We start from the raw sequence: 20,668 nt of genomic DNA, 5'->3' as shown, positions 1-20,668 counted from the left end.
GGCACGTTCACGCCGCCTTCCGCGGGTATCGTCGAGCCATGTCCGGCGAAACGCTGAGCACAGATCGGCTGCGCAAGGCCTACCTTGGCGCCGAGTACGCGGTGATCTTCTTCGGTGTTGTGATCGCCTACACGGTGTTGTTCACCGGCTCGAACCCGATTCCTGTCCTGGTCGTCCTCGCTCTGGCGGCTGTGCTGTACCTGCTGCGCTCGCCTGCTTTCGACCGCGGTTCGCTCTGGCGGCCGGGCCGTTTGTGCGCTGAACTGCCGTCAATCGCGTTTCTCTGGTTCGTGACCGCGGTCGGCTCGACGGTGGTCATCCTGTTCACGACGCCGGAGTTGTTTCTCGGGTTTCCACGCACCGAACCGGTTGTGTGGGGATTTGTGATGGTGCTTTACCCGGTGCTCAGCGTGTACCCGCAGGAACTGATTTTCCGGGCATTCATGTTCCAGCGATACCAGCCGATCTTCGGCGACGGGATCGGCATGATCACGGCCAGTGCGGCGGCATTCGGGTTCGTGCACATCGCGTTCGGCAACTGGGTGTCTGTGGTGCTGTCCGCCGCAGGCGGCTGGATATTCGCGTCCCGGTACCGCAGAAGCCGGTCGCTGTTCACGGTCTCGGTGGAGCACGCGCTCTACGGCATGCTCATGTTCACCGTCGGTCTGGGGATCTACTTCTACCACGGCGCATCGGTGAGTTGAGGCCGTGGCCGAACAGTGGTGGCGAAGACCGGTCCTGGTGGACGCGGCGCTGGCTGTGGCTGTCGCGGCCGCTGTGGCGATCGCGATCCAAGTCGCGGGCGAGCCGATCGAGCGCCAGGCGGACTTCCTTGCGTACGCCCTCGGCGGCCTGATGGGCGCGGTGTTGTTGCTACGCAGGCGATGGCCGCTCGCTGTGCTGTTCGCGACTGTCGCCATCCTGTTGACCTACTACTCGCTGGACTATCCCGGTCTTGCGCCTGCGGTTCCCCTGTCGGCGGCCTTGTTCTCCGCGGCTGTCGCAGGCCGGTTCCGTTGGGCGATCTTGGTCGCCGCCGCTGTGGTTGTCGGTGGCCTGGTGGCCAGGGTGATCGAGTTCGACATGGCCACGCTTCCGGTCGCCAGTGCGGTGATCACTGATGCCGCACTGCTCGTGTCGATCGTGTTGCTCGGGGAAACCTTGCGCAGCAGACGAGAACGCGTCGAGGCCGAGGCCGACAGACGAGTGGCTGACGAGCGGTTGCGCATCGCGCGGGAAATGCACGACGGGCTCGGTCAAACGATCGCGGCAGTGAACGTTCAGGCCGGTCTGGCCGATGACGTCCTCGACAAGAATCCAGTGCGGGCACGAGAAGCGCTGCAGGTGATCCGGCAGTCCACCAAGGAGGCGTTGCAGGAGCTCAAAACAATGCTGACAGTGCTGCGGGAGGGCAGCGAGACCCGTCAGCCGGGGATCGATCAGCTGGACGAATTGCTGGACGTGGCCCGCAAAGCAGGCCTGCGAGTCACCAGTATGACTTCTGGTGAACCAAGACCCATGTCCGCGGAGGTCGACCGCACGGTGTATCGGATCGTTCAGGAAGCGGTGACGAACACGATCAGGCACGCCAACGCGACCACAGTCACCGTGGAACTGTGTTATGCGCCGGACAGCCTGATCATCGAAGTCACGGACAACGGTACGAATACTCAGCAGGGCAACACCAGTGGGTTCGGACTGACTGGGATGGCCGAGCGGGTGTCCGCATTGGACGGTAGGCTGGCCGCTGACTTCCTGCCGGATGGCGGTTTCCGGGTGCGGGCGGAGCTCAGAACATGACTGTGCGGGTAGTGCTCGTCGACGACCAGGCCCTTGTCCGCGCGGGGCTGCGCGGCCTGCTGGACAACAGCGACGACATCACCGTGGTCGGCGAAGCAGGCAATGGCGCCGAAGCCATGCGCGTGGTCCGCTCGACCAAGCCCGACGTCGTACTGATGGACGTGCAAATGCCGGTGATGGACGGGATCGAAGCCACCAGGCTGCTCGTCGGTGACCCGGCCCTGACCGGCACCCGTGTCATCGTGTTGACCACGTTCGAGCTGGACGACTACATCGCCGAGGCGCTGCGCGCGGGCGCGAGTGGGTTCCTGATCAAGGACATCGAACCGGCCGATCTGCGCTCGGCCGTCCGCGTCGTGGCCGCAGGCGAGGCGTTGCTGTCCCCGGGCGTGACCAAGCGCTTGATCGCCCAGTTCGTCGCCCAGCGCCAAGCTCCGGCCGACCAGAGCAAACTCGCCCCACTCACGGGCCGCGAACGTGAGGTGATGGCGCTGGCCGCAGGTGGTCTGAGCAATGAGGAAATCGGCCGCAAGCTGTTCATGAGCCCATCCACCGCGCGGACACACGTCCACCGGGCGATGGCCAAGCTCGGTGCCCGCGATCGAGCGCAGTTGGTCTTCCTCGCTTACGAGACCGGTCTTGTCCGGCCGGGCCAGTGAGATCATCGGTAGATCTGCGAGATCTGCACACGGAAGTCGTTCGCTGAGGCGAGCGCGGCAACGCACGTGGACAGCGATCGCGGCGTGGCCCGTTGCCCAAGGGTCTCGGAGCATTGCGTGGGAATGGTGTCCGATCTGTTGTCCACCCGGTAGAAGGATATGTTGGGGAACCGGTCCAGCAGGGGAGGCACTTGAGATCGTTGCTGCTCGCTGACCAGTAGATTGATGGTTCCGCACTCGTTGAGGCGGGCCAACACTCGGGTGTCCAGTGGCCGGTTGCGGAAGTCGTAGCGCAGAGATGTCGGTTTGGGCGCCTTGCACCCGTCGGTGCTGATGGTCTGCAGCTCCGCGTCACTTGGCCGTTCATCGCTGTTGTACGAGGCCAGCCAGTAGTCCACGTAGTTGTCCCTGAAATCCTCAGCCAGCCGGGCATAGTTCAGATTCTGGATGGCGACGAGCGCCTCGGCCATTGGGGCAGCAGGCACATCGGACGCTGCGGTATCGATGCTGATTCCGCCAGCGTAGCCAAGGCCGATGTAACGTCGCGACAGGGCGTTGAGATCGCGGTCGTCCTCGTGATCACCTTCGTTGTCGACATGGATGAATTTGACGATCAGCACCTCGTCGTGGATCGCCTGTGCGACGATCAAGCCCTGCAGGATTTCGCGCCAGTCGCGCGTGTCCACTTTGACGAAATCGCCGAGCACGGAAAGGGCTTCCGCTGTCCCCAGAGCACGTTGGCCTTCACCGGCCGATCTGATCTGGTTCAACAGGTCGCCGTCGTGACGTGGCCGCGGGAACTTCGTCCAGTCATCCCAATCGATGGCGACGAAACAGAACGAGTCGCCATGGTCGTCGACTCGTTGCATCCGGCGATCGACGTCCGGCCAGTCGGTACGTGAGCAGTCGGGCGGCTCGTTGGCGGCGACGAGGACGACGGACGTCGTGAGAACGACGCCGCTGACGACAGCGGTTATCAGGCGCCGTCGACGAAAGGACTGCTCGTCGGGTTTGGGGTACCGGTCGGGAGTGGCCAGCCGTTCTTGCATCGATATGTGCCAGAACTGGTAGGAAGCGCCGACTCGGCGCAACAGGCCTTTGTGGTGGGCGTCCTCAAGGAAACCTATGATCCGCCACGGCAGCCGCCTGGTGACAGCCAGGTTGATCCGCGCGGCGAGAAATCCGAGCGAAGGATGGGTGGTGAGAAAGAAGAAACACAGCGTCACTGTGATGACGATGCTTGCCGTGATGAACAGCGACAGTCTGTCAGGGAACTCTGCCCATCCCACGTGTTTGCTCAGTGCCGGCAGTTGAAGATCCGATTTGGTGGGCATCGCGAGAAGTCTGGCGATGCGCTGACCAAAGTGTCCCCCGAGGGTTCCCGCGATCGCGGTCACGATAAGACAGGTGATTCCCCACAGCAGCGAGCTCACTGCCGCAGCGCGTACAGCGATCCGGCGATTGCGCCGAAGGAATTGCCTCGGATCGTGGTGGGCCGATGAGTCCGCGCGTTGGAGCAAGACGCTGTACAAGCCGACCGCGCCGGCCGTGAGGATCGCTTGTGCCGCGAGCTGTGCGGCATCCACGGAGAAGCTGACAACCCACCGGTAGCCGGTACGCTCGCTGAGGAGGATGTGGATGCTGAGCACGACCGCGAATCCAGTTGTCGCGATGCATGTCAAGGCCAGCCGGAAGTACCGTCGAAACGGCCGTTCGCCCTGGAAGCCGCCTCGCCGTTCGACGATCGTCCCGGTCAGCGCCAGTCCAAGGAGCGTGCCGAAGAAAGGCAGCGTACTGATGACGTCATCCAGGTCCTTGGTCGGTGAAGCGCTGGTCAGCCCGGCGAACACGGCCAGCTGTCCAATGAGGACCAGGATTGCCAGCACGGCGGCCACGGCGACAAGCGCGGTCCAGATGGACTGTTTGCGGCGAGCGAGGTTCCACAAGGTCAGGTCGCGCTCTTCGTAGCTGTGCAGGTAACTGGCCAGGTAGGCGAGCCATCGGGTGGCTTGGCCGGACGTCCACGGCCGCCACGGCAACCAGCGCCTGTCCTCCTCATCCGGTGGGTAGGCCGATTCGACCATCACGTCGACGAGCTGGTCTTCGACGGCGTGCCGGGTGTCGAACCACTTCGTGTCGAGCAGCTCCTCGGGATCACGGTCCCGGTACGCGGCCGTGAACAGCGACAGCATCAGCGGAGTGGTCAGCGCCGTAGCGAGTGCACCATGCGGGTCGCTTTCGATGTGCCGCACCACTTTCGCCCAAGCCGGGTTGCCGCTGAGGTGGGCTCGGACATCGGCGATCGTCACCGCTCCGATCTCGACGACGGGTGACCGGAGCAGGACCGGTGCGCCACCGGCGAGGCCGTCCTCGTACTCGGCTGACCGGCACGTGAGGACCAGCGGCCGGTCACCTTCGAGAATTTCGTTGATCTCCCTGATCGCCCGGCGGCGCAGGTGTTCGGGTATCTCGTCGAGGCCGTCGAGTACAGGCAGGATCAGCCTGTTCGCGAGCAATGCCCGCGGCACTCGCGCCGAGCCGCCGTAGTACTTGGCGGCCATGGTGTCGATGATCCAGTCGTCGAGCCCGTCGGTGACCGGGTCCCACGAGGAGAGCGAGAGGAAGATCGGGATCGGTTTGCCGTCGGTGTACTGGTGCAACAGCCCGACGGTCAGGGTGATCCCGAGGAAGGTCTTGCCAGCCCCGGGCTCGCCGAGCATCACCAGCCGTCTGTTCGGGATGTTGTTGAAAGCGTCGGCCAGTTGCTCCTCAGCCTTGTCCGGGTTGCGATCCAGCCGGCCGTCCTTGATTCTCGTGGTGGCGGCGTTCGTCGGCGGCGTGACCGTTCTTTGCTGGTAATTCCGCCAGATCAACGGGATGACTCGGGACTCGCTGTCGAACTGGCGCCGCCTGCGCTTGATCTCCGGAGTCCATTGCTCAAGCAGTTTCTGCACGAGCGCGCGCGCTTCGTCAGGGACCTGTGGTGGCTGGGTTTTGCGGAGCAAGGGCCCGAGAACAGCGGCGAAGCCGGTGATGAGCCCGACCAAACCACTCACAATACCGGCAAGCGAGTTGTTGTCGGACAGTGTGAGGTGGACGAAGCTCAGCACTGTTCCGACAATGATGAGCACGCCGAACACGATGACAGCGACAGTCAGTACCTTGCGGAACTTGCTTGACTTCACAGCGCGGCCCCAAACCTTTGTGTCGTCTGGTAGCCGCTACTCGCTCAACCCCCGCCCGCTGTTACAGCGTCACCCGTATGTCGCACTCACACCCCGGCGGCCGACAGCGCGTCGTCGGCGAATTTGCACGCGACAGGTGCCCGTGGCCCGAGATCCTTCAGTGACGCCAGGTCTCCCCGCGCCGCCCACGTGCACATTCCCGCAGCGGGAAGCGGGGCGTTCGGTGGCAGGTCCAGCAGTACGGCGTAACAAATCTCGTGTTCCTGGCCGTTGCCGAGATCCCATTCCGCGTGGCCGACGGTCGCGAGTGGACGTCCTGTCCATCCGCCCATCTCCTCGGCGAGGACCCGACGCACGGTCGTGAGCACGTCCTCGGTGGGGTGCCTGCGGCCACTGACCAGGTCGAGCCCACCGCCGAACACCCCGGTGCCGTTCGGCATCGCGCGCAGGCACACCTTCCCTTGCGCCACAACGGCGATGCTGATGATCGCCCTGTGGTCGGGCGTGAACTGGGGCAGCGCCAACTGATAGCCGTTGGCCGCCGTGACGAACTGATCTTGTGGCTGCGGCTGGTAGCCAGGCTGCGGTGGCGGCGGCAGCTGTGGCTGTGGCGCGTACCCCTGTGGCGCGTAGCCCTGTGGTGGATATCCCTGTGGCGGGTGTCCCTGTGGCGGCGCGAACGCTTGCGGTGGGGGTGCCATGCCAGGCGGTCCGAAGCCCTGCGGAGGGTATCCGGGTGGCGGCGGACCGTACCCGGGCGGACCGAAGTACTGGTTCGGTGGTCCCTGCTTCTTCTTGTTGTTGTTGGTCACGATCACGACCACGACGATGATCAGGATCAACGGGACCAATATCGTCACCATCAGTGCGCTCACTCGCTGATCATGCCGGGCGCGGCCGAAACGGCGTACGCCGGTCTGCCCTTCTGGGCATGTCGCAGGCCAAGTGGATGTTCTAGCGTCCCGGCTTGACGGCAAAGGGGCAGTTATGGCCAGGAGAATCGAGCAGCAGCCTGACGACCAGGCTCGTGCCACACCCGCCTTACCCCCGACCAGCGTCGCCGGGCTGCAGGGCGCGGGCAACGCGGCGATGTCGCGGTTCTTGTCCGTCCAGCGTGACGTGGTCAGCGATGTCGAAGAACGGATGTCCTATTCGGTCACCGACTGGGCCGTCACCGACGAGGAGGCGACGGAGTCCCTCAACGATTTGGCGGGACTGCCCGCGCCCGCGCTGGCCGCCGCGCTGGGCAGGCTCTCGCAGACCGCCAAGACCCGCCTGCTGGACAACCTTCCGGCCAACGTCCGGCAGACTTCGGCGTTCACCAAGGTCCTTGTGGCGATGGGCCCGGACGCGGTCCAGCCGTACGTCGACAGCCTGCTCAGTTACGGCGTTTTCGACTGGGCGATCACCGACGACGATGCCACCGGCGTCTTCCGGATTCTGGTCGCGCTGCAACCCGCGCAACAGGCGACACTGGCACAGAAGCTAGGTGGCACTAGCCGTGCGCGTCTTGCCGACAATCTCGTGCGTTCGTCGACGATCGGTGACGCCGAGCACGGCGCGTTGCGTGTGTTGTTCGACGCCACGCCCGATTCCGAAGTCGAGACGATGAAGCTGTGGATGAAACTGCGGTTCCGGATCGAGTTCGGCACCCAGACCTCCGGCAGCGAAGTGGCCGAGGAATGGGACGGCGCGAGCCTGCGCCGGATGTACAACGTGTTGCAGTCGTTGCCTCCTGGTGCGGTCGAGGGCAACCCAGAGTTGTTGCGGATCGACCGGTATCGCGACACCGGCCCGGCTGGTGGGTACTACGGCAGCGACCGTCGGATCGCCATGGGGTACGGCGATTTGCGTGCCCGTGATGGCGTTGTCGATCCGGTGGCCAACCCAGGTGGCAGCGGCATGAGCGTCGTTCCGGCGCCACTGCAAGGACAGAACCTGTTCGACGGTGTGGTCCGGCACGAAGTCGGACACGCCGTGGACAACAGGCTTGGTTTGTCACAGACCTACTGCATCGGTAACGCCGCCGGAGGCAACTGGCAGGCACACGGCGACGGCGGTTCCCTCGCGGCGACGTTGGTTTCGGCGAGTGGCGGCACGATCAACGGGTTGCCGCCAGAGCAGAAGACCGCTGTTGTCGATGCTTTGCAGGAAGTCATCACCGACCGCGTGCCCGAGGAAATCCAGACGCGCCTTGAGGCACTGTCGTTCTGGGCATCGCTCGACGCGGCCACGAAGACAGCGATCCTTGGTGACAACGCGGTACGTGCCCTGCAGATCTGCTTTGCCGACAAGAACCCCGGTAACCCGTGGTACCGGCCCGCGGACGACGGGGGAGTCACACTGGGCGGTCGTGTCTACCAGGAGGCGTACGCGTCCCAATGGTGGAGTTACGACCCAGCGACCAGGGCCAGGAAGGTGTCGTCCTACCAGTTCCGAGCGCCGGGTGAGTGGATCGCCGAGGCGTACAACGCGTACTACGCTCCACCGACAAAAGGCGCGATCCTCGCCGCGGCCGACCCAGCGACCAAGGCGTGGTTCGACGTGAACGTGGACCAGGCCACCGGTGGTGAGGGCGCAGCAGGGCCAGGGCCGTTGTTGCCGGACGGCAGCACCGGGCCCGGCTTCCCGTGATACGTCCACTGAGGATCGTCATACTTGTCGCTGTACTGGCCCTTTCCGCGTGTGGGAGTTCGGAAGTGAACGAGGCAGATCTGCGATCGGCGTTGCACCGCAAGCTCCGGCTGGACAAGGACCGCATGCGGGTGGAGGTCGGGCCTGCCGTGCCCGGCTTGCTCGTCTTCCACGCGTACGACCCGAAGGACTCACGTAGCAACGCGACCGGCGTCTACGACGGTGACCTGCACTTCGACTTCGACGAGAACGTCTCCCTGGTGCTCAAGGCGCTCGGGTACGGCGAACGCGAGGTCGACCCGAAGGTGGTCGCCGGTGCGATCGGCAAGCTCGAAGGCAACCCGGGGACGCCGTTCTTGACCGACTTTGCCATCGAGCAGTCCGGCAACCCCGCGGTGATGACCTTGCCGCAAGTGGTGAGCGTCGACGGCCAGCAGGTCGTCGAGTACTGGAACATGACTTCGCGCAGGCCGTTCTGGCGATCACGGGTGCTGCGCAAATCCGACGGCACCTTCGAGGTCCGTCAGGAACTGCCAGGCGGGAGATAGCCATGTCGGTGTTCCGTCCACAGTCGATAGTCTGCACCGCCTGCGGCACAACGAATGTCGAAACGGTGGCGATGAGCCTGCACGGCTCACGCGTGCCCCAGATCGTCGAGCAGATCGTCGCAGGCACGTTCCAGTGCTTCACCTGCGGCGGCTGCGGCCTGGAGTACCGCGCCGACGGGCCGCTGATCTACGTCGACTTCGTCACCAAACGCTGGATCGGCGAGTTCCCGCGCACCATGGAACGCAGCTGGGCCAGCCTGGAACAACAGCCGATGGACGTGTTCCGGCAGTCCCTGATCGACCTCGCGCCTGCCTTCCTGCGCGCCGAGGCCGACGGGTTCATCGTCCGCGCGGTCTTCGGCCTTGACGCACTGGCCGAGAAGATCCGCCTGCTCGAAGCCGGGATCGACGACCGCGCCGTGGAAGTCGCCAAGCTGGAGATCATCAGGCAGACCGGCGCGATCATGTCACCGGACCGCAGACCACGCGTGGTCGAGGCGAGCGCCGAATCAGTGACCATGGTCCTCTGGTCACCGGCCGCCGAACAGTTCTGCGTGTCCGTGCCGACCGCCGACATCATGTCGCTGGCCAGCGGCGAAGGCTGGCGGTCACTGCTCAGGGAGATGCAGATAGGCCCATATGTCGACCTAGGGCGGATCCTGATCGACGGCCGCCTCACGGCTTCGGTGTAAGCGAGTCGCGACGGCCGGGATGCCCGGCTGGATGGCTATTCACGGCTTGCTGAATTGTCCGTTGGTGAGATGAAGGCCTGCGCGGGCGGCGGCGACCACGGCGGGGGCGGGGGTTCACTGTGCATGCCGTTCGCGGTGGCGACATTGGCCGGGTTGCCGCCCGCTGAGCATGCCGTTTTGCGGTGGCGATGGCTGGGGTTGTCGCCCGTTGTGCCTGTCGATCGTGGCGGCCATGGCTGGGGTCGCTGCCCGTTGTGGATGCCGATCGCGCGGCCGCCACGGATTACCCCGCCCCGGTCGTTTATTGCCCTTCTTCCGCGGCCATCTCCCCATCAAACCATTTGAAACATAAATTCGTAAAAAATACCTCCTTGCAAGTTCTATCGTGTTGCCCTCACGGCACGGACGGCAAGAGTAGGAAACTCGAACAAATCTCGGGAATCGCGTGAACTCTGCAAACCGCACGGTGTCGTGGCGCTACTTGCGTCCCCCTTGGGTTGAGCTACAAGGGAAAACGCTCACCTTGTCGGTCACCGGAACACGCTCGGCTTGCAGTCCGGCGGCTCGGCAAACCTTAATCTCCGTCGCATTGAAGTTCGCGAACACCAAAGTGTCCGCAGCCCCGGAGACCGCCGTTCAAGCTTGCGGCAAAAACGTCGTTGGTGGCACTTGGGTTTTCTTTGCGCGGCAACGCTTTATCGATCATGTCACGGAGTCATCCCTCGTGTGTCACGAGTTGATACGTCCACAATAGACCTGCAGCCCTCGCTGTGGGTGATGTCGCACTGTTCCGTTATTGCTCTGCTTTCCCTTGCTGTCACGGGGTCTGCGCAGGTCTGGCCGACCTGTTCGTCTCGTTGACGTCTGTCCAGGTCGATCAGGATGTAAAGTCACTGTCATTGACTATCAAAACTGCTGCTCACAACGGACGGGTGACCGGCGCTTTTAAGCCACTCTCGGCCAGGTGGTTTGCCGAACCACTCGTCATCCCGGATGGTGGCCTCGTAGCAGACCGCAAACGGGGTTACCCTGTGCGACAACAGAGAAAGGAGCTCGGCGTGGCAGACAGGCCGCCGACTCGTCGGCAGATGTCCGCGGAACAGACGCGCCGGAAGCTTCTCGCTGTAGCGATGGACGAGTTTTCCCGTCGTCCCTACGCCGAGGTGACGGTCGGCGAGATCGCCAAGGCCGCGGGCGTGGCGCACGGCCTGCTTTCCCATCACTTCAACGGGAAGCCAGGCTTGTACGCCGAAACGCTGCGCGACGTCACCAGGCAGTTGGCAGAAGCGACACAGTCGGATCCGACGGCGCCGCCCGGCGAACAGATCCGCTACCGGCTGCGTGCATACGTGGACTTCATTGCACAGAACGAAGGTATTGCCCGCAATCTCATCCTCGGCGGCGCCGAGCCGGGTCCAGAGGCATGTGAAGTCCTCGATTCCGGCCGATGTGCCGCTATCCGGGACATCTGCGGGACTCTTGGTCTCGACAGCGAACACCCGGCCGTCAGCATGTCGATGACCGTCTTCGTCAAGGCCGCTAGTTCGGCGGCGGATGCCTGGCTTGACGCCGGGCAACCGTTCACGCCTGACCGGGTCGTCGACGCGTTGGTCGAGTTGCTGCGCGGTGCGCTGCATGGCGCCAAGCAGTTGGATCCGTCGCTGGACGTGTCCGAGGCACTCGCCGATCTGGACGACACGGCACCTGCGGAACCGGCGTCAGCCGGCCCCGCCTTGATTGATTCCGGTCTGGTCAACTCGCCGCTGGCGGACTCGGCCTGACTCAACGGATGGGCGGACCAGCGTCCGCCCATCCGAGAAATCTCGTCAGGTACGGATCCACCGCAGCGGTGGTGACGTCGGCGTGACCGACCACGATGGCGCCGCTGGTGCCGTCGATGGTGATCGACTCGCCGGCTGGAATGCGTTGGCCGTTCGCGTGTATCGCGGCGTCTTCGACGGTGAGGCTGGAGACTCCGACGACTGCGGGTTTGCCCATCGATCGGGCGACGATGGCCGCGTGACTGGCCGGCCCTCCGCGCGCGGTCACAACTCCCGCTGCGGCGGCAAGGCCGTGCATATCGAACGGTGATGTTTCCGGTCGCACCAGGATGACCGGGACCGGCGCGCGCACCGCGTCATCCGAAGTGGTCACGACGACACCCGTTGCGACACCGGGTGAGGCGCCGATGCCGCGCGCCAAAATATCCGTGGCGACGATGCGGGGAGTGCTGGAGTTCGCGACGTCGTTCCGGGTGACCCGGCGCACGGCTTCCGCCTCGCTGATCATGCCCTCGTCGACAAGGTCAACCGCTAGTCTGATCGCGGCACGACCCACGAATCGACCGGGTCGCACTTGGAGGAACCACAGTTCGCCGGATTCGAACGTGAACTCCACGTAGCACGCGTCCCGGTAATGCTGCTCGATCCGCCTCAGGCCATCGAGAAGTCCGTTCCACACGGCAGGCTCGCTGGCGAGTTCCGCCAACGGTGACGTGGACTGTGACCCGGATACGACGGCGTCCCCTTGCTGTCGGAAAAGGACATCTCCGTACGGGACGGGCTCGCCAGTGTTCGGGTTGCGGCTGAACGCCACTCCTGTGCCGCTGTGGTCGTCGCGGTTCCCGTACACCATCGCCTGCACGGTCACGGCTGTGCCGAGGTCGTCCGGGATGTCGTGCAGTGCTCGGTATGCCTTGGCGCGCGGCGTGTTCCACGACTCGAACACCTCGATGATCGCAGATCTCAGGAATCGAGGATCGCTGACGTTCAGCACTGTGTTCATCATGCCGGGCATGGACACCTTGCTGCCCGAGCGAACGGACACCGAATCGAAGCCGTTCATGGCGGCCGCGAGCTCATCGTCGAAGCCGTCAGGCATATGTCCTTTGTGGAGGAACTCACGGCAGGCGTCGGTGCCGATGACGAACCCCGGTGGTACGGGCAGGCCGAGGCGCAGCAGTGTCACGAGGCCAAAAGCCTTGCTACCAAGGACATCTGCTGTCTCGTCAAGTTCCGCGGAAAGCTGGTGTATCCACGTCATGGCGGTAACCTTGGGCCGTGCCTAACTCCCCGCATCAGACCAGTGCCGACCTGTTGGTGCTGCACACCCTCCGCTGCATCGGCTTCGCCGCACTCGAGCGCCTCGCCGGGACCACCGGGCTGCCCGAGTCCGAAGTGGAGTCCGAACTCATCGACCTCGCGATCGACGGGCTCGTCACCCGGGTTCCCGGTGAGTTCGGCGGCTGGAACGTCACCGACGCCGGACGCGCGGCCGACACCGAACGTGTTGCCGCGGAACTGGATGCGTCCGGCGCGCGAGCGGAGGTGACCAAAGCGTTCGAGGACTTCATGGTCCTCAACCCGGAGTTGCTCGACCTGTGCACGGCGTGGCAGATGCGGTCTGTCGACGGGGTGGCAACCATGAACGACCACGCCGACCCGGCGTACGACGCCAAGGTGCTCGGCCTGTTCACCGAATTCCATCAGCGAGCCGACGCTGTGCTGACGGTCCTTGCCTCGGCCATCACGCGATTCGAGCGTCATCGCGACCGGCTCGCCCACGCGCTCAGCTGTGCCCAGGGTGGCCAGGTGGACTACCTGACCGACCGGATGGACGCGTATCACACTGTCTGGTCTCACCTGCACGAAGACTTGCTCACCACCCTTGGCCAGGACAGATACTGTTAACATCCAGATGATGATGCCATCTTAGCGCAGATCGTGGTAAGGAGCTTGGGTTCATCAGCACTGAGGGGAACCCATGAGACTCGCGGTTGTTTTACCGACCGCTGCGCTAGTCGCAGCGACGTTGGCCAGCCCGGCAGCGGCAGGCACGGTCACGGTCACCACGCGGGATGAATTGATCGCGGCCTTGGCCAATGCGACCGCTGGGGACACGGTCTTCGTGGCAGGCGGGGCATCGATCAATCTCACCGGCTACAAGCGCATCGCCATCCCACCTGGCGTCACTCTGGCCAGTGACCGTGGCACGAACGGTGCACCGGGCGCACTGTTGTACAACACAGAACTCGATCTGGGGCAAAGCGAAACGTGGTCACAGTTCACGGTGACCGGCAGCGGTACGCGGGTCACCGGCCTGCGGCTGCGCGGCCCGGACTCCGAGATCAGGGACAACGCCTACCAATACGACAACTCGCGGGGCATTGAAGCAGTCAACGCCTCCGACCTGACTGTGGACAACAATGAACTCTCAGCCTGGTCGCACAGTGCAGTGTTCATCCGTGACACCATCGAGGCGCGGTACAGCCGCAACAACGTGCATCACAATCGCCGCACAGGCTTGGGGTACGGGATCGTGCTGGTCGACAACTCCAGTGCGGTCATCGAGTACAACACGTTCACCCAGAACCGTCACGCGATCGCGGGCAACGGCATCCGCACCCAACGCTACGACGCCAGGTACAACCTCGTCGTCGACAACGCCCGATCGCACGGCTTCGACATGCACGGCGAGAACGAGGCCCGTGGCAACGGCGCGCCTTATGCCGGGGATGTCATCCACATCAAGCACAACAGCTTCCGGTCCAAAGTAGAGCCCGCCATCAAGGTCCGAGGCATGCCTGCGACTGGCGCGTACGTCTCCGGGAACTGTTTCGCGCACACCTCATCGAGCACGGCGATCCTGCAGACGTTCTTCACGGGCAACCTCAACATCGGCTCGAACACGTACAACACCACGACCGGCAACTGCCACGGCTCACCGAAACCCGCGGCGTGGCAAGTGTCCGCGGGTGGAACGGCGGCGTGGACTCCGCTGGCGCCGTACACCTTCGAGACCTCCGAACTCGGCTTCGGTGATTTCGACGGCGACGGAAAGACCGATGTGCTCAGGGCTACCGGTGCCCGGTGGTACTACTCGCCAGGTGGCACTGGGCGTTGGGTGCCCGCCGCACTCGCCGGGACAACTCGGCAGAACCTGCGTTTCGGCGACTTCGACGGTGACGGCAAGACCGACACGTTCTCGGTGAACGGCCAGCAGTGGCAGTTCTCATCCGGTGCCGTCACATCGTGGCAGCCACTGGCAACGTCCGGCGTTCCCCTGGCGGACCTGCGGTTCGGGGACTTCGACGGTGATGGCCGGACTGACGTGTTCAAGGTGGACGGCAACAAGTGGTACTACTCGGCAGGTGGCCGCGCGTCGTGGTCACCGTTGGCCGGGGCATCCTTGCCGGTGGAATCGTTGGGGTTCGGCGACTTCGACAGCGACCGCAAGACCGATGTGTTCGCGTTGGTCGGAAACCAGTGGCAGTTCTCAGCCGGTGGTGTCAGCGCGTGGCAGCCGTTGGCCAACTCGGGTTACGCGGCTCCGTCGCTGAAGTTCGGCGATCTGGATGGCGACGGCAAGACCGACGTGTTCCGTTCGGACAGCAGTGGCTGGTATTTCTCCTCAGGCGGCCGCACTTCGTGGGCCCAGCTGCGGGCGGTCTCGTGTCCGGCGAACGACCTCGCACTCGCCGATTTCACCGGTGACGGCAAGGCGGACGTGTTCTCGGGCCGCTGCGGCGGCTGAGAATCAGGCGACGAGGCCGGTGACGAAGCCCAGCAGCTCACCGGCCTCGCCGACGCCGAACCCGACAGAACCCGATCGTACGAACCGGTCCGGTGTGGCAGCCGAGAACGCGTAGTAGGTCATTTTGTCCTTTGTGGAGACGGACATGGCGCCGCGTTGCCTGACGAAGTTGATCCGCGGATCCGAGCGGTCGGCCAGTTCGGCCCAACGATCGAGGTTCGCCCGGATCGAGCCTTCGACGACCGGCACGTCAGCGGGGAACACTCCGGTCCCCGCCGGCCGGATGATCACCACGACTTCGGCGGCATTCCCGGTGTACTCGTCGAAACCGACCTCGATGTAGCCCTTGTCCGGGCCGCCTTCGTGCTCCTCGAAGTAGCAGTACACCCGCTGGAGGTGCGGCCCGAACCGCACCTTCACCTCGAGGTGGGCATCGCTTTCGTCCACGCTGTCGATGGCGGGGATCACCTCGGTCACGATCACCGGCCAATGATTCCGGAATCAGCCTGATCAGACAAGGAAGGGTTCGGGTGAATGGGCGACCTCCACCCATTTTCAACTTATAGCAGGGTGGGGGTCTTGTGGCAAGACCCGGGGTGTGCCGCACAATCGCTGGCTCACACGGTGAAAGCGAGGAATCTCCATGCGAGTGCTGCTGTCCGCGATCGGGTCGCGCGGGGAGATCGAGCCGACGATGGCGCTGGCGCTGCGATTGCAGGAACTCGGCCACGAAGTGCGGATGGTCGCGCCGCCGGACTTCCGTGGCCTTGTCGGCGCGGCCGGGATTCCGTTCGTACCGGTCGGGCCGGAAGTGCGGCTCACCGCGAAGCGCATGACGCCTCAGGAAATGCGCAAGGCCGCGGACCAGAGCGTGATCGACCAGTTCGAGGTGATCTCGACGGCTGGCACGGGCTTCGATGCCGTCGTCGGCGCTGGAATGCTGCAGTTCGCGGCCCACTCGGCCGCGGAGAAGCTGGGTGTGCCGTACTTCTTCGGCACCTTTTGCGCATTGAGTTTTCCCTCACCGCACCACGCACCGCCAGCGTTCGGCAGTCTGGGCGAGTCGCGGGAAAGGACGGAAGACAACGAAACGCTCTGGGAGGCCGATCGGGTCCGGTTCAACGGGTTCTTGCCCGTACTGAATTCGTGCCGGGAATCCGCGGGACTGCCGGCGATATCCGATCTCCGTTCGCACATGTTCGGCGAACAGCCGATGCTGGCCGCCGACCCGGTTCTGGGGCCATGGCCAGACCCGGCGGACACCAGCGTTGACCAGACAGGCGCGTGGTTGCGGAAGGACCAGCGCCCGCTCGAGCCGGAATTGGCGAAATTCCTCGACGCGGGCGAGCCGCCGATCTATTTCGGCTTCGGCAGCATGTTCGTCAAACCCGAGTACAGCCGCTCAGCCATCGACGCGGCCAGGGCGCTCGGCCGACGCGCGATCGTGATGCGAGGCTGGGCAGACTTGTCCCTTGTGGACGAATCGGACGACGTCATCATCGTCGGTGAGGTCAACCACCAGGAGGTCTTCAAGCGCTCGGCAGCCGTCGTCCACCACGGTGGGGCGGGCACAACGACCACGGCGGCGCTGTCAGGAACTCCGCAGGTGATCATGCCGCAGATGTTCGACCAGTTCTACTGGGCGGAACAGGTTGAGCACCTCGGTATCGGCCGCGAGCAGTCACCGGACAAACTGGCCGAGGCGGTGGAGTTCGTCCTGCGGCCGGAGATGGTGGCCAGCGCCAAGGAGGTGTCCGCCGGAATCCGGACCGACGGCGCCATGACCGCGGCACAGCGGATCACTTCCCAGTGAATTCTCCCGTCCGACGCTCGTCCTCTGTTTGACGTTCCACCACAGCGACCATACTGTGGTTCGTAGAGTGGCACGCTGGCAAAATTTGTGCCAGATGACGGCACGAGAAGAACCAATGGATCTGCGACTACGCGGGTTGCGTGCCGTGGTGACGGGTGCGGGCAAGGGAATCGGTGCCGCAATCGCCGAGTCCCTTGCCGCCGAAGGAACGAACCTTGTCCTGGTGTCGCGAAGCCAGCCGCAGCTGGAAGACATCGCCAAGCGGTTGCGTGCCGATCACGGTGTCGAGGTTGATGTGCTCGCCGCCGATCTGTCGACAGAGGACGGTCGGCGAGAAGTTGTCAGCGCGGTCGATTCGCTGGACATCCTGGTCAACAACGCGGGCGCGATTCCTCCTGGCGGATTGCCGGACGTGAGCGAAGAAACCTGGCGGCGGGCATGGGATCTCAAGGTGTACGGCTACATTTTCCTCACTCAGAGCCTGTATCCGAAGATCGCCCAGTCGCGGCACGGTGCGGTCCTGAACATCATCGGCGTCGCCGCGGAGGAATTCCCGCCCAACTACATCGCGGGCGCCTCGGGCAACCGCCGGGCATGCCCATCCGTTCGGCGATCGAGGTGACGCCGACGGGCTGGAGTTGGGCGACTTCGTCCAGCACACGCAGGGTGGTCAGTGCGGTCGACATCCGATCACCTCACTATCGGCACAATGCCATCGATTGTGCTACATAGCGGACCATTAGAGTGAGATAGTCAGGCCGTCGTGCGCCGTTTCGAAGGCGGCTTGATCCACGTGCGCCAGCATGTCGGCGCACATGTGCGTCAGAACGATCCGCTCGCAGTTCAGGGAGTCCTTGTGGGTGAGCAGGGTGCGGTGGTTGAGGTGGAACGGGATTTCCTTGTCCCAGTAGTACGCCTCGGCGACGAGCAACCGCGCCCCAGCTGCAGCCTGCGGGATCGTGTCGGTCCACGCGGTGTCGCCGGTGTAGGCGATCACGGCACCGTCGACGTCGAGCCGGAGCGCGAGAGGCGGTGCGCCGCTGGCGTGATCGACCTCCCAAGCGGTCACGCCGACTCCCGCGACCTGAGTCGGCTCGCCAGGCGTCAGTTCGACGACCTCGACATCGAACTTCCTTTGAACACTGGCAGATCCGGGGTAGAACACCTCCATCGCCGCAAACAGCCGTTGCCTCAGCCCTGGCGGTCCGGCGACGACCAGTGGCTCAACGCGTCGACGGAACTGCCCGTCCAGAATCAGGAACGGCAACCCTCCAAAGTGGTCACCGTGCAGGTGTGAGACGAACACAGCGGCCAGTTCGTTCGGCTCGATCTCCAGGCGCTTCAGCGCAACAAGTGACGTCGCGCCACAGTCGAGCAGAACCGGTGGCCCAGAATCGCGCGCGATGTGCAGACAAGTCTGAAACCGGCCACCGCTGCCGAAAGCATCACCGGATCCCGCGAAGGTCACACGTACAGCCATCGCCCCACCCTGCCTCAGCCGCTTTCGTAACGCCACAGTTCAGGCACAGCTCGCAGGACGAGCAGCACTGTGAACGCGGCGAGTGCGCCGCCGATGCCGATCGCCCACTGAGCGCCGATCCAGGCACCTCCGAAACCGTGTACCACGTTGGCCAATTGTGGACCGCCCACCAGGACAACCGTCAGCGCGCCTTGAATCCGTCCGCGCAACGCCTCATCCGTGTACGCCTGTGCGATGGCGTTGCGAAACGTGCTCAACACGAAGTTGACGGCGCCACCCGCGACCAACGCAAGCACAGCGATCCAGAGGTGCGCGGCCAGACCGAGTATCACCACACAAGCACCCCAAGCCACTGCGGCAGAAGCCATGAGCGCTCCATGTCGTTTCGCCCGGCTGAACGTTCCGGACATGAGCCCAGCGAGAAGCACTCCGGTCGGGTACGCGGCGAACAACAGGCCGAGTTCTACGCCCCCGCCAGCAGAACCGCCGTATGTCTGCTCGGCCAACTCAGGAAAGAGCGCCACGGGCATTGCCAGAACCATCGCGGCCAAGTCGACCACGAGGATCGCGATCAGGATCCGTTCCCTGGCAAGGTAACGGACGCCTTCGCCGAGCTGGCGCGCGATGCCTCGATGACGGGGCCGGGGCATCGCCGGCAGCTTGCCCACGGCCCAGAGCACGACGAGCAACGCGACCGCATCGAGCAGATAGAGCGTGCCGAGACCGACGGCCGGGATCAACAACCCAGCGAGCAGCGGTCCGACGACCGCGCCGGTGTAGCGGGTCAGTGCGCTGAGACTGTTGGCCGCGACCAGCTGTTCGGTCGGCACAACTCGGGGCACTGCGGCGCCCATCGTTGTCATGGTGACGCCGAAGCTGAGGCCGTACAAGGCAACAAGTACGAGCAGCACCGGAACAGAGCCGAGCTCAGCGTTCAACCACAGGCCGACGTAAGCCAACCCGAGGCCAGCGTTACCGGCCAACAAAAGCCGGCGACAGTCCATTGTGTCGGCCAGCGCACCGGACCACAGCGCTGAAAGGATGAGGGCGCAAGTCGAGATCACCGCGGAAACGCCGACGGTCGCGGACGAACCGGTCAGCGTGAACAGCTGAGTCGGGACCGCGACAAGACTGAACGAGCCGCCGACCGCCGCAACCGCGGAAGCCGTCCACAGTCGACGGAAGGCGGGAATTCGCAAGGGCCGTCGGTCAATGACGTAGGAACTCAGCTTCACAGCATGACTACTTCGGCGACGACGACAGCGATGTTGTCGGGTGCGCCACCCTGGTAGGCCAGTGCGATCAGTTCCTCGGCCGATTCGTCCGGTGAATTCTCGCGCCGCAATGCGGCACGCTTCTGCTCGATCGACACGACCCGGGTCAGGCCGTCGGAACAGAGCAGGTAGCGGTCGCCGATCTTGGCCTCGTGCACGGACAGGTCAGGCTTGTCCCGGCCGGTTCCCGAAATGGACCGCGCCAGCATGGCGCGTTGCGGGTGCGACTCGGCTTCGTCCGGCGACAGCCGTCCCTCGTCAACCAGTGACTGCACCCAAGTGTGGTCGTGAGTGATCTGCAAGAGCTCGTCGTCCCGTAGGACATACGCCCGAGTGTCGCCGATATGGACCAGACCCAGCTGGGAATCCGACCACAGCATCGCGGTGAGCGTGGTGAACGCCTCGCTGCCTTGCAGGACGCGTTCGGCTTCACCGACCGCCGCCGCCAGAGCGTTGAGGAGCTCTCCGGCGGGCACCGCCCTTGTGTCCAACGGCTTCAACGCGGCTATCGCTGCGGCGCTGGCGTCCCCGCCGCCCTTGACCCCGTCGGCGACGGCGAGCAACCTGCCACTCGCGTACGCCACGTCCTCGTTGCTCGTGCGCACCGTTCCGATGTCGGTGCGAGCCGCGTAACGGATGCCCAGTTCGGTCATCGCGCTGCCCCTGCCTCTGAGGTAGTCGACGAGGAAGGTGGCAAGCCGGCCACGATTGGCCGTCTCCGCGAGGACCTCGGCCCAATACGCCTCGACTTCGGCTGCGGCGTCTTCCTCGTTGAGGCCGATCACGGTGCGGATACGTGCGAGGGGCATGCCGAGCCGGCGCAGCCAGGCGATGAACCTGGCCTGTTCGAGCTGACTGGGGTGGTAGAGGCGATACCCCGATTCCCGGTCGACGACCGCTGGCGGCAAGAGCCCTAGTTCGTCGTACAGGCGTAATGCCTTCGGAGAGAGGCGCACGGCCCGGGCGAACACCCCGATCGTCCAGAGTTCCACCGCTTCCCCCTTCGTCGTCCTGCCTATCGTGAGGCTTGCCCCTGGGGCAAGGTCCAGCA

18 protein-coding genes are annotated in these 20,668 nt (G+C 64.4%); 11 read left to right on the top strand and 7 right to left on the bottom strand.

Annotated features, from left to right (window positions below):
• Positions 1–38: 38 nt before the first annotated feature.
• The 3 genes from B9C43_RS09685 to B9C43_RS09675 are packed head-to-tail and all read left to right on the top strand — an operon-like array spanning position 39 to position 2,459.
• Positions 39–704 carry a CPBP family intramembrane glutamic endopeptidase gene (locus B9C43_RS09685; protein WP_084425722.1) on the top strand — a complete coding sequence of 222 codons (666 nt, stop codon included), beginning with the start codon at positions 39–41 and terminating at the stop codon, positions 702–704.
• A gap of 4 nt (positions 705–708) precedes the next feature.
• Complete coding sequence (locus tag B9C43_RS09680) at positions 709–1,800, top strand: sensor histidine kinase (RefSeq protein ID WP_084425721.1); 1,092 nt, start codon at positions 709–711, stop codon at positions 1,798–1,800.
• Positions 1,797–2,459 carry a response regulator gene (locus tag B9C43_RS09675; RefSeq protein WP_084425720.1) on the top strand — a complete coding sequence of 221 codons (663 nt, stop codon included), beginning with the start codon at positions 1,797–1,799 and terminating at the stop codon, positions 2,457–2,459. Before B9C43_RS09680 ends, B9C43_RS09675 begins: the two co-directional genes overlap by 4 nt.
• 2 nt (positions 2,460–2,461) lie before the next feature.
• On the opposite strand, the gene B9C43_RS09670 is transcribed toward B9C43_RS09675, so the two are convergent.
• Complete coding sequence (locus B9C43_RS09670; protein ID WP_084425719.1) at positions 2,462–5,644, bottom strand: NACHT domain-containing protein; 3,183 nt, start codon at positions 5,642–5,644, stop codon at positions 2,462–2,464.
• Positions 5,645–5,730: 86 nt separating this feature from the next.
• On the bottom strand, positions 5,731–6,519 hold the full coding sequence (locus B9C43_RS57485; RefSeq protein ID WP_084425718.1) for an NUDIX hydrolase: 789 nt from the start codon (positions 6,517–6,519) through the stop codon (positions 5,731–5,733).
• Between the two features lie 112 nt (positions 6,520–6,631).
• Here B9C43_RS57485 and B9C43_RS09660 point away from each other — a divergent pair, with 112 nt between their 5' ends.
• The 4 genes from B9C43_RS09660 to B9C43_RS09645 all read left to right on the top strand — a co-directional run bounded on the left by B9C43_RS09660 (position 6,632) and on the right by B9C43_RS09645 (position 11,299).
• Positions 6,632–8,278 carry a hypothetical protein gene (locus B9C43_RS09660; RefSeq protein ID WP_033380077.1) on the top strand — a complete coding sequence of 549 codons (1,647 nt, stop codon included), beginning with the start codon at positions 6,632–6,634 and terminating at the stop codon, positions 8,276–8,278.
• A 65-nt stretch (positions 8,279–8,343) separates the two neighbouring features.
• Positions 8,344–8,826: a hypothetical protein gene (locus B9C43_RS09655; protein ID WP_084425717.1), complete on the top strand. Its 483-nt coding sequence runs from the start codon at positions 8,344–8,346 to the stop codon at positions 8,824–8,826.
• A 2-nt stretch (positions 8,827–8,828) separates the two neighbouring features.
• Complete coding sequence (locus B9C43_RS09650; RefSeq protein WP_033380075.1) at positions 8,829–9,518, top strand: CpXC domain-containing protein; 690 nt, start codon at positions 8,829–8,831, stop codon at positions 9,516–9,518.
• Positions 9,519–10,576: 1,058 nt separating this feature from the next.
• Positions 10,577–11,299, top strand: a complete 723-nt coding sequence (locus B9C43_RS09645; protein ID WP_084425716.1) for a TetR/AcrR family transcriptional regulator — start codon at positions 10,577–10,579, stop codon at positions 11,297–11,299.
• Between the two features lies 1 nt (position 11,300).
• Here the strand turns inward: B9C43_RS09645 and B9C43_RS09640 are convergent, their stop codons facing one another.
• The gene (locus B9C43_RS09640) at positions 11,301–12,560 is read right to left on the bottom strand and encodes a PEP/pyruvate-binding domain-containing protein (RefSeq protein WP_084425715.1); all 1,260 of its coding nucleotides are present in this window, start codon (positions 12,558–12,560) and stop codon (positions 11,301–11,303) included.
• 17 nt (positions 12,561–12,577) lie between these two features.
• On the opposite strand from B9C43_RS09640, the gene B9C43_RS09635 reads away from it, so the two are divergent.
• Positions 12,578–13,207 carry a transcriptional regulator gene (locus B9C43_RS09635; protein WP_084425714.1) on the top strand — a complete coding sequence of 210 codons (630 nt, stop codon included), beginning with the start codon at positions 12,578–12,580 and terminating at the stop codon, positions 13,205–13,207.
• Between the two features lie 73 nt (positions 13,208–13,280).
• Complete coding sequence (locus tag B9C43_RS09630) at positions 13,281–15,050, top strand: FG-GAP-like repeat-containing protein (RefSeq protein ID WP_084425713.1); 1,770 nt, start codon at positions 13,281–13,283, stop codon at positions 15,048–15,050.
• A 3-nt stretch (positions 15,051–15,053) separates the two neighbouring features.
• Here B9C43_RS09630 and B9C43_RS09625 read toward each other — a convergent pair whose 3' ends face one another.
• Positions 15,054–15,533: a hypothetical protein gene (locus tag B9C43_RS09625; protein ID WP_084425712.1), complete on the bottom strand. Its 480-nt coding sequence runs from the start codon at positions 15,531–15,533 to the stop codon at positions 15,054–15,056.
• Between the two features lie 160 nt (positions 15,534–15,693).
• On the opposite strand from B9C43_RS09625, the gene B9C43_RS09620 reads away from it, so the two are divergent.
• Both B9C43_RS09620 and B9C43_RS09615 read left to right on the top strand, forming a co-directional pair.
• Positions 15,694–16,863, top strand: coding sequence for a glycosyltransferase (locus B9C43_RS09620; RefSeq protein ID WP_084425711.1), 1,170 nt, complete (start codon positions 15,694–15,696; stop codon positions 16,861–16,863).
• Between the two features lie 115 nt (positions 16,864–16,978).
• The gene (locus tag B9C43_RS09615) at positions 16,979–17,485 is read left to right on the top strand and encodes an SDR family NAD(P)-dependent oxidoreductase (RefSeq protein ID WP_160096451.1); all 507 of its coding nucleotides are present in this window, start codon (positions 16,979–16,981) and stop codon (positions 17,483–17,485) included.
• Between the two features lie 117 nt (positions 17,486–17,602).
• Here the strand turns inward: B9C43_RS09615 and B9C43_RS09610 are convergent, their stop codons facing one another.
• From B9C43_RS09610 to B9C43_RS09600, 3 genes are read right to left on the bottom strand one after another with little or no spacing between them, the layout of a single operon-like run.
• Positions 17,603–18,343 carry an MBL fold metallo-hydrolase gene (locus tag B9C43_RS09610; RefSeq protein ID WP_084425709.1) on the bottom strand — a complete coding sequence of 247 codons (741 nt, stop codon included), beginning with the start codon at positions 18,341–18,343 and terminating at the stop codon, positions 17,603–17,605.
• 14 nt (positions 18,344–18,357) lie between these two features.
• Positions 18,358–19,578 (bottom strand): MFS transporter, encoded by a 1,221-nt coding sequence (locus B9C43_RS09605; RefSeq protein ID WP_160096449.1) that lies wholly within the window; start codon positions 19,576–19,578, stop codon positions 18,358–18,360.
• Positions 19,575–20,609: a MerR family transcriptional regulator gene (locus tag B9C43_RS09600; protein WP_143446253.1), complete on the bottom strand. Its 1,035-nt coding sequence runs from the start codon at positions 20,607–20,609 to the stop codon at positions 19,575–19,577. Before B9C43_RS09600 ends, B9C43_RS09605 begins: the two co-directional genes overlap by 4 nt.
• Positions 20,610–20,668: the final 59 nt, after the last annotated feature.

Origin of the sequence: Kibdelosporangium aridum, from assembly GCF_900176515.1 — a bacterium.
GTDB lineage: Bacteria > Actinomycetota > Actinomycetes > Mycobacteriales > Pseudonocardiaceae > Kibdelosporangium > Kibdelosporangium aridum.
Note: the sequence above shows the minus strand (reverse complement) of the source record. Positions and strands in the feature narration are given on the sequence as shown.

Bases quoted from the DNA above. Each gene is read 5' to 3' on its own strand.
- B9C43_RS09630 (WP_084425713.1), top strand. From the start codon at position 13,281: ATGAGACTCGCGGTTGTTTTACCGACCGCTGCGCTAGTCGCAGCGACG.
- B9C43_RS09620 (WP_084425711.1), top strand. From the start codon at position 15,694: ATGCGAGTGCTGCTGTCCGCGATCGGGTCGCGCGGGGAGATCGAGCCG.
- B9C43_RS09615 (WP_160096451.1), top strand. From the start codon at position 16,979: ATGGATCTGCGACTACGCGGGTTGCGTGCCGTGGTGACGGGTGCGGGC.
- B9C43_RS09685 (WP_084425722.1), top strand. From the start codon at position 39: ATGTCCGGCGAAACGCTGAGCACAGATCGGCTGCGCAAGGCCTACCTT.
- B9C43_RS09640 (WP_084425715.1), bottom strand. From the start codon at position 12,560: ATGACGTGGATACACCAGCTTTCCGCGGAACTTGACGAGACAGCAGAT.
- B9C43_RS09660 (WP_033380077.1), top strand. From the start codon at position 6,632: ATGGCCAGGAGAATCGAGCAGCAGCCTGACGACCAGGCTCGTGCCACA.
- B9C43_RS09610 (WP_084425709.1), bottom strand. From the start codon at position 18,343: ATGGCTGTACGTGTGACCTTCGCGGGATCCGGTGATGCTTTCGGCAGC.
- B9C43_RS09650 (WP_033380075.1), top strand. From the start codon at position 8,829: ATGTCGGTGTTCCGTCCACAGTCGATAGTCTGCACCGCCTGCGGCACA.
- B9C43_RS09675 (WP_084425720.1), top strand. From the start codon at position 1,797: ATGACTGTGCGGGTAGTGCTCGTCGACGACCAGGCCCTTGTCCGCGCG.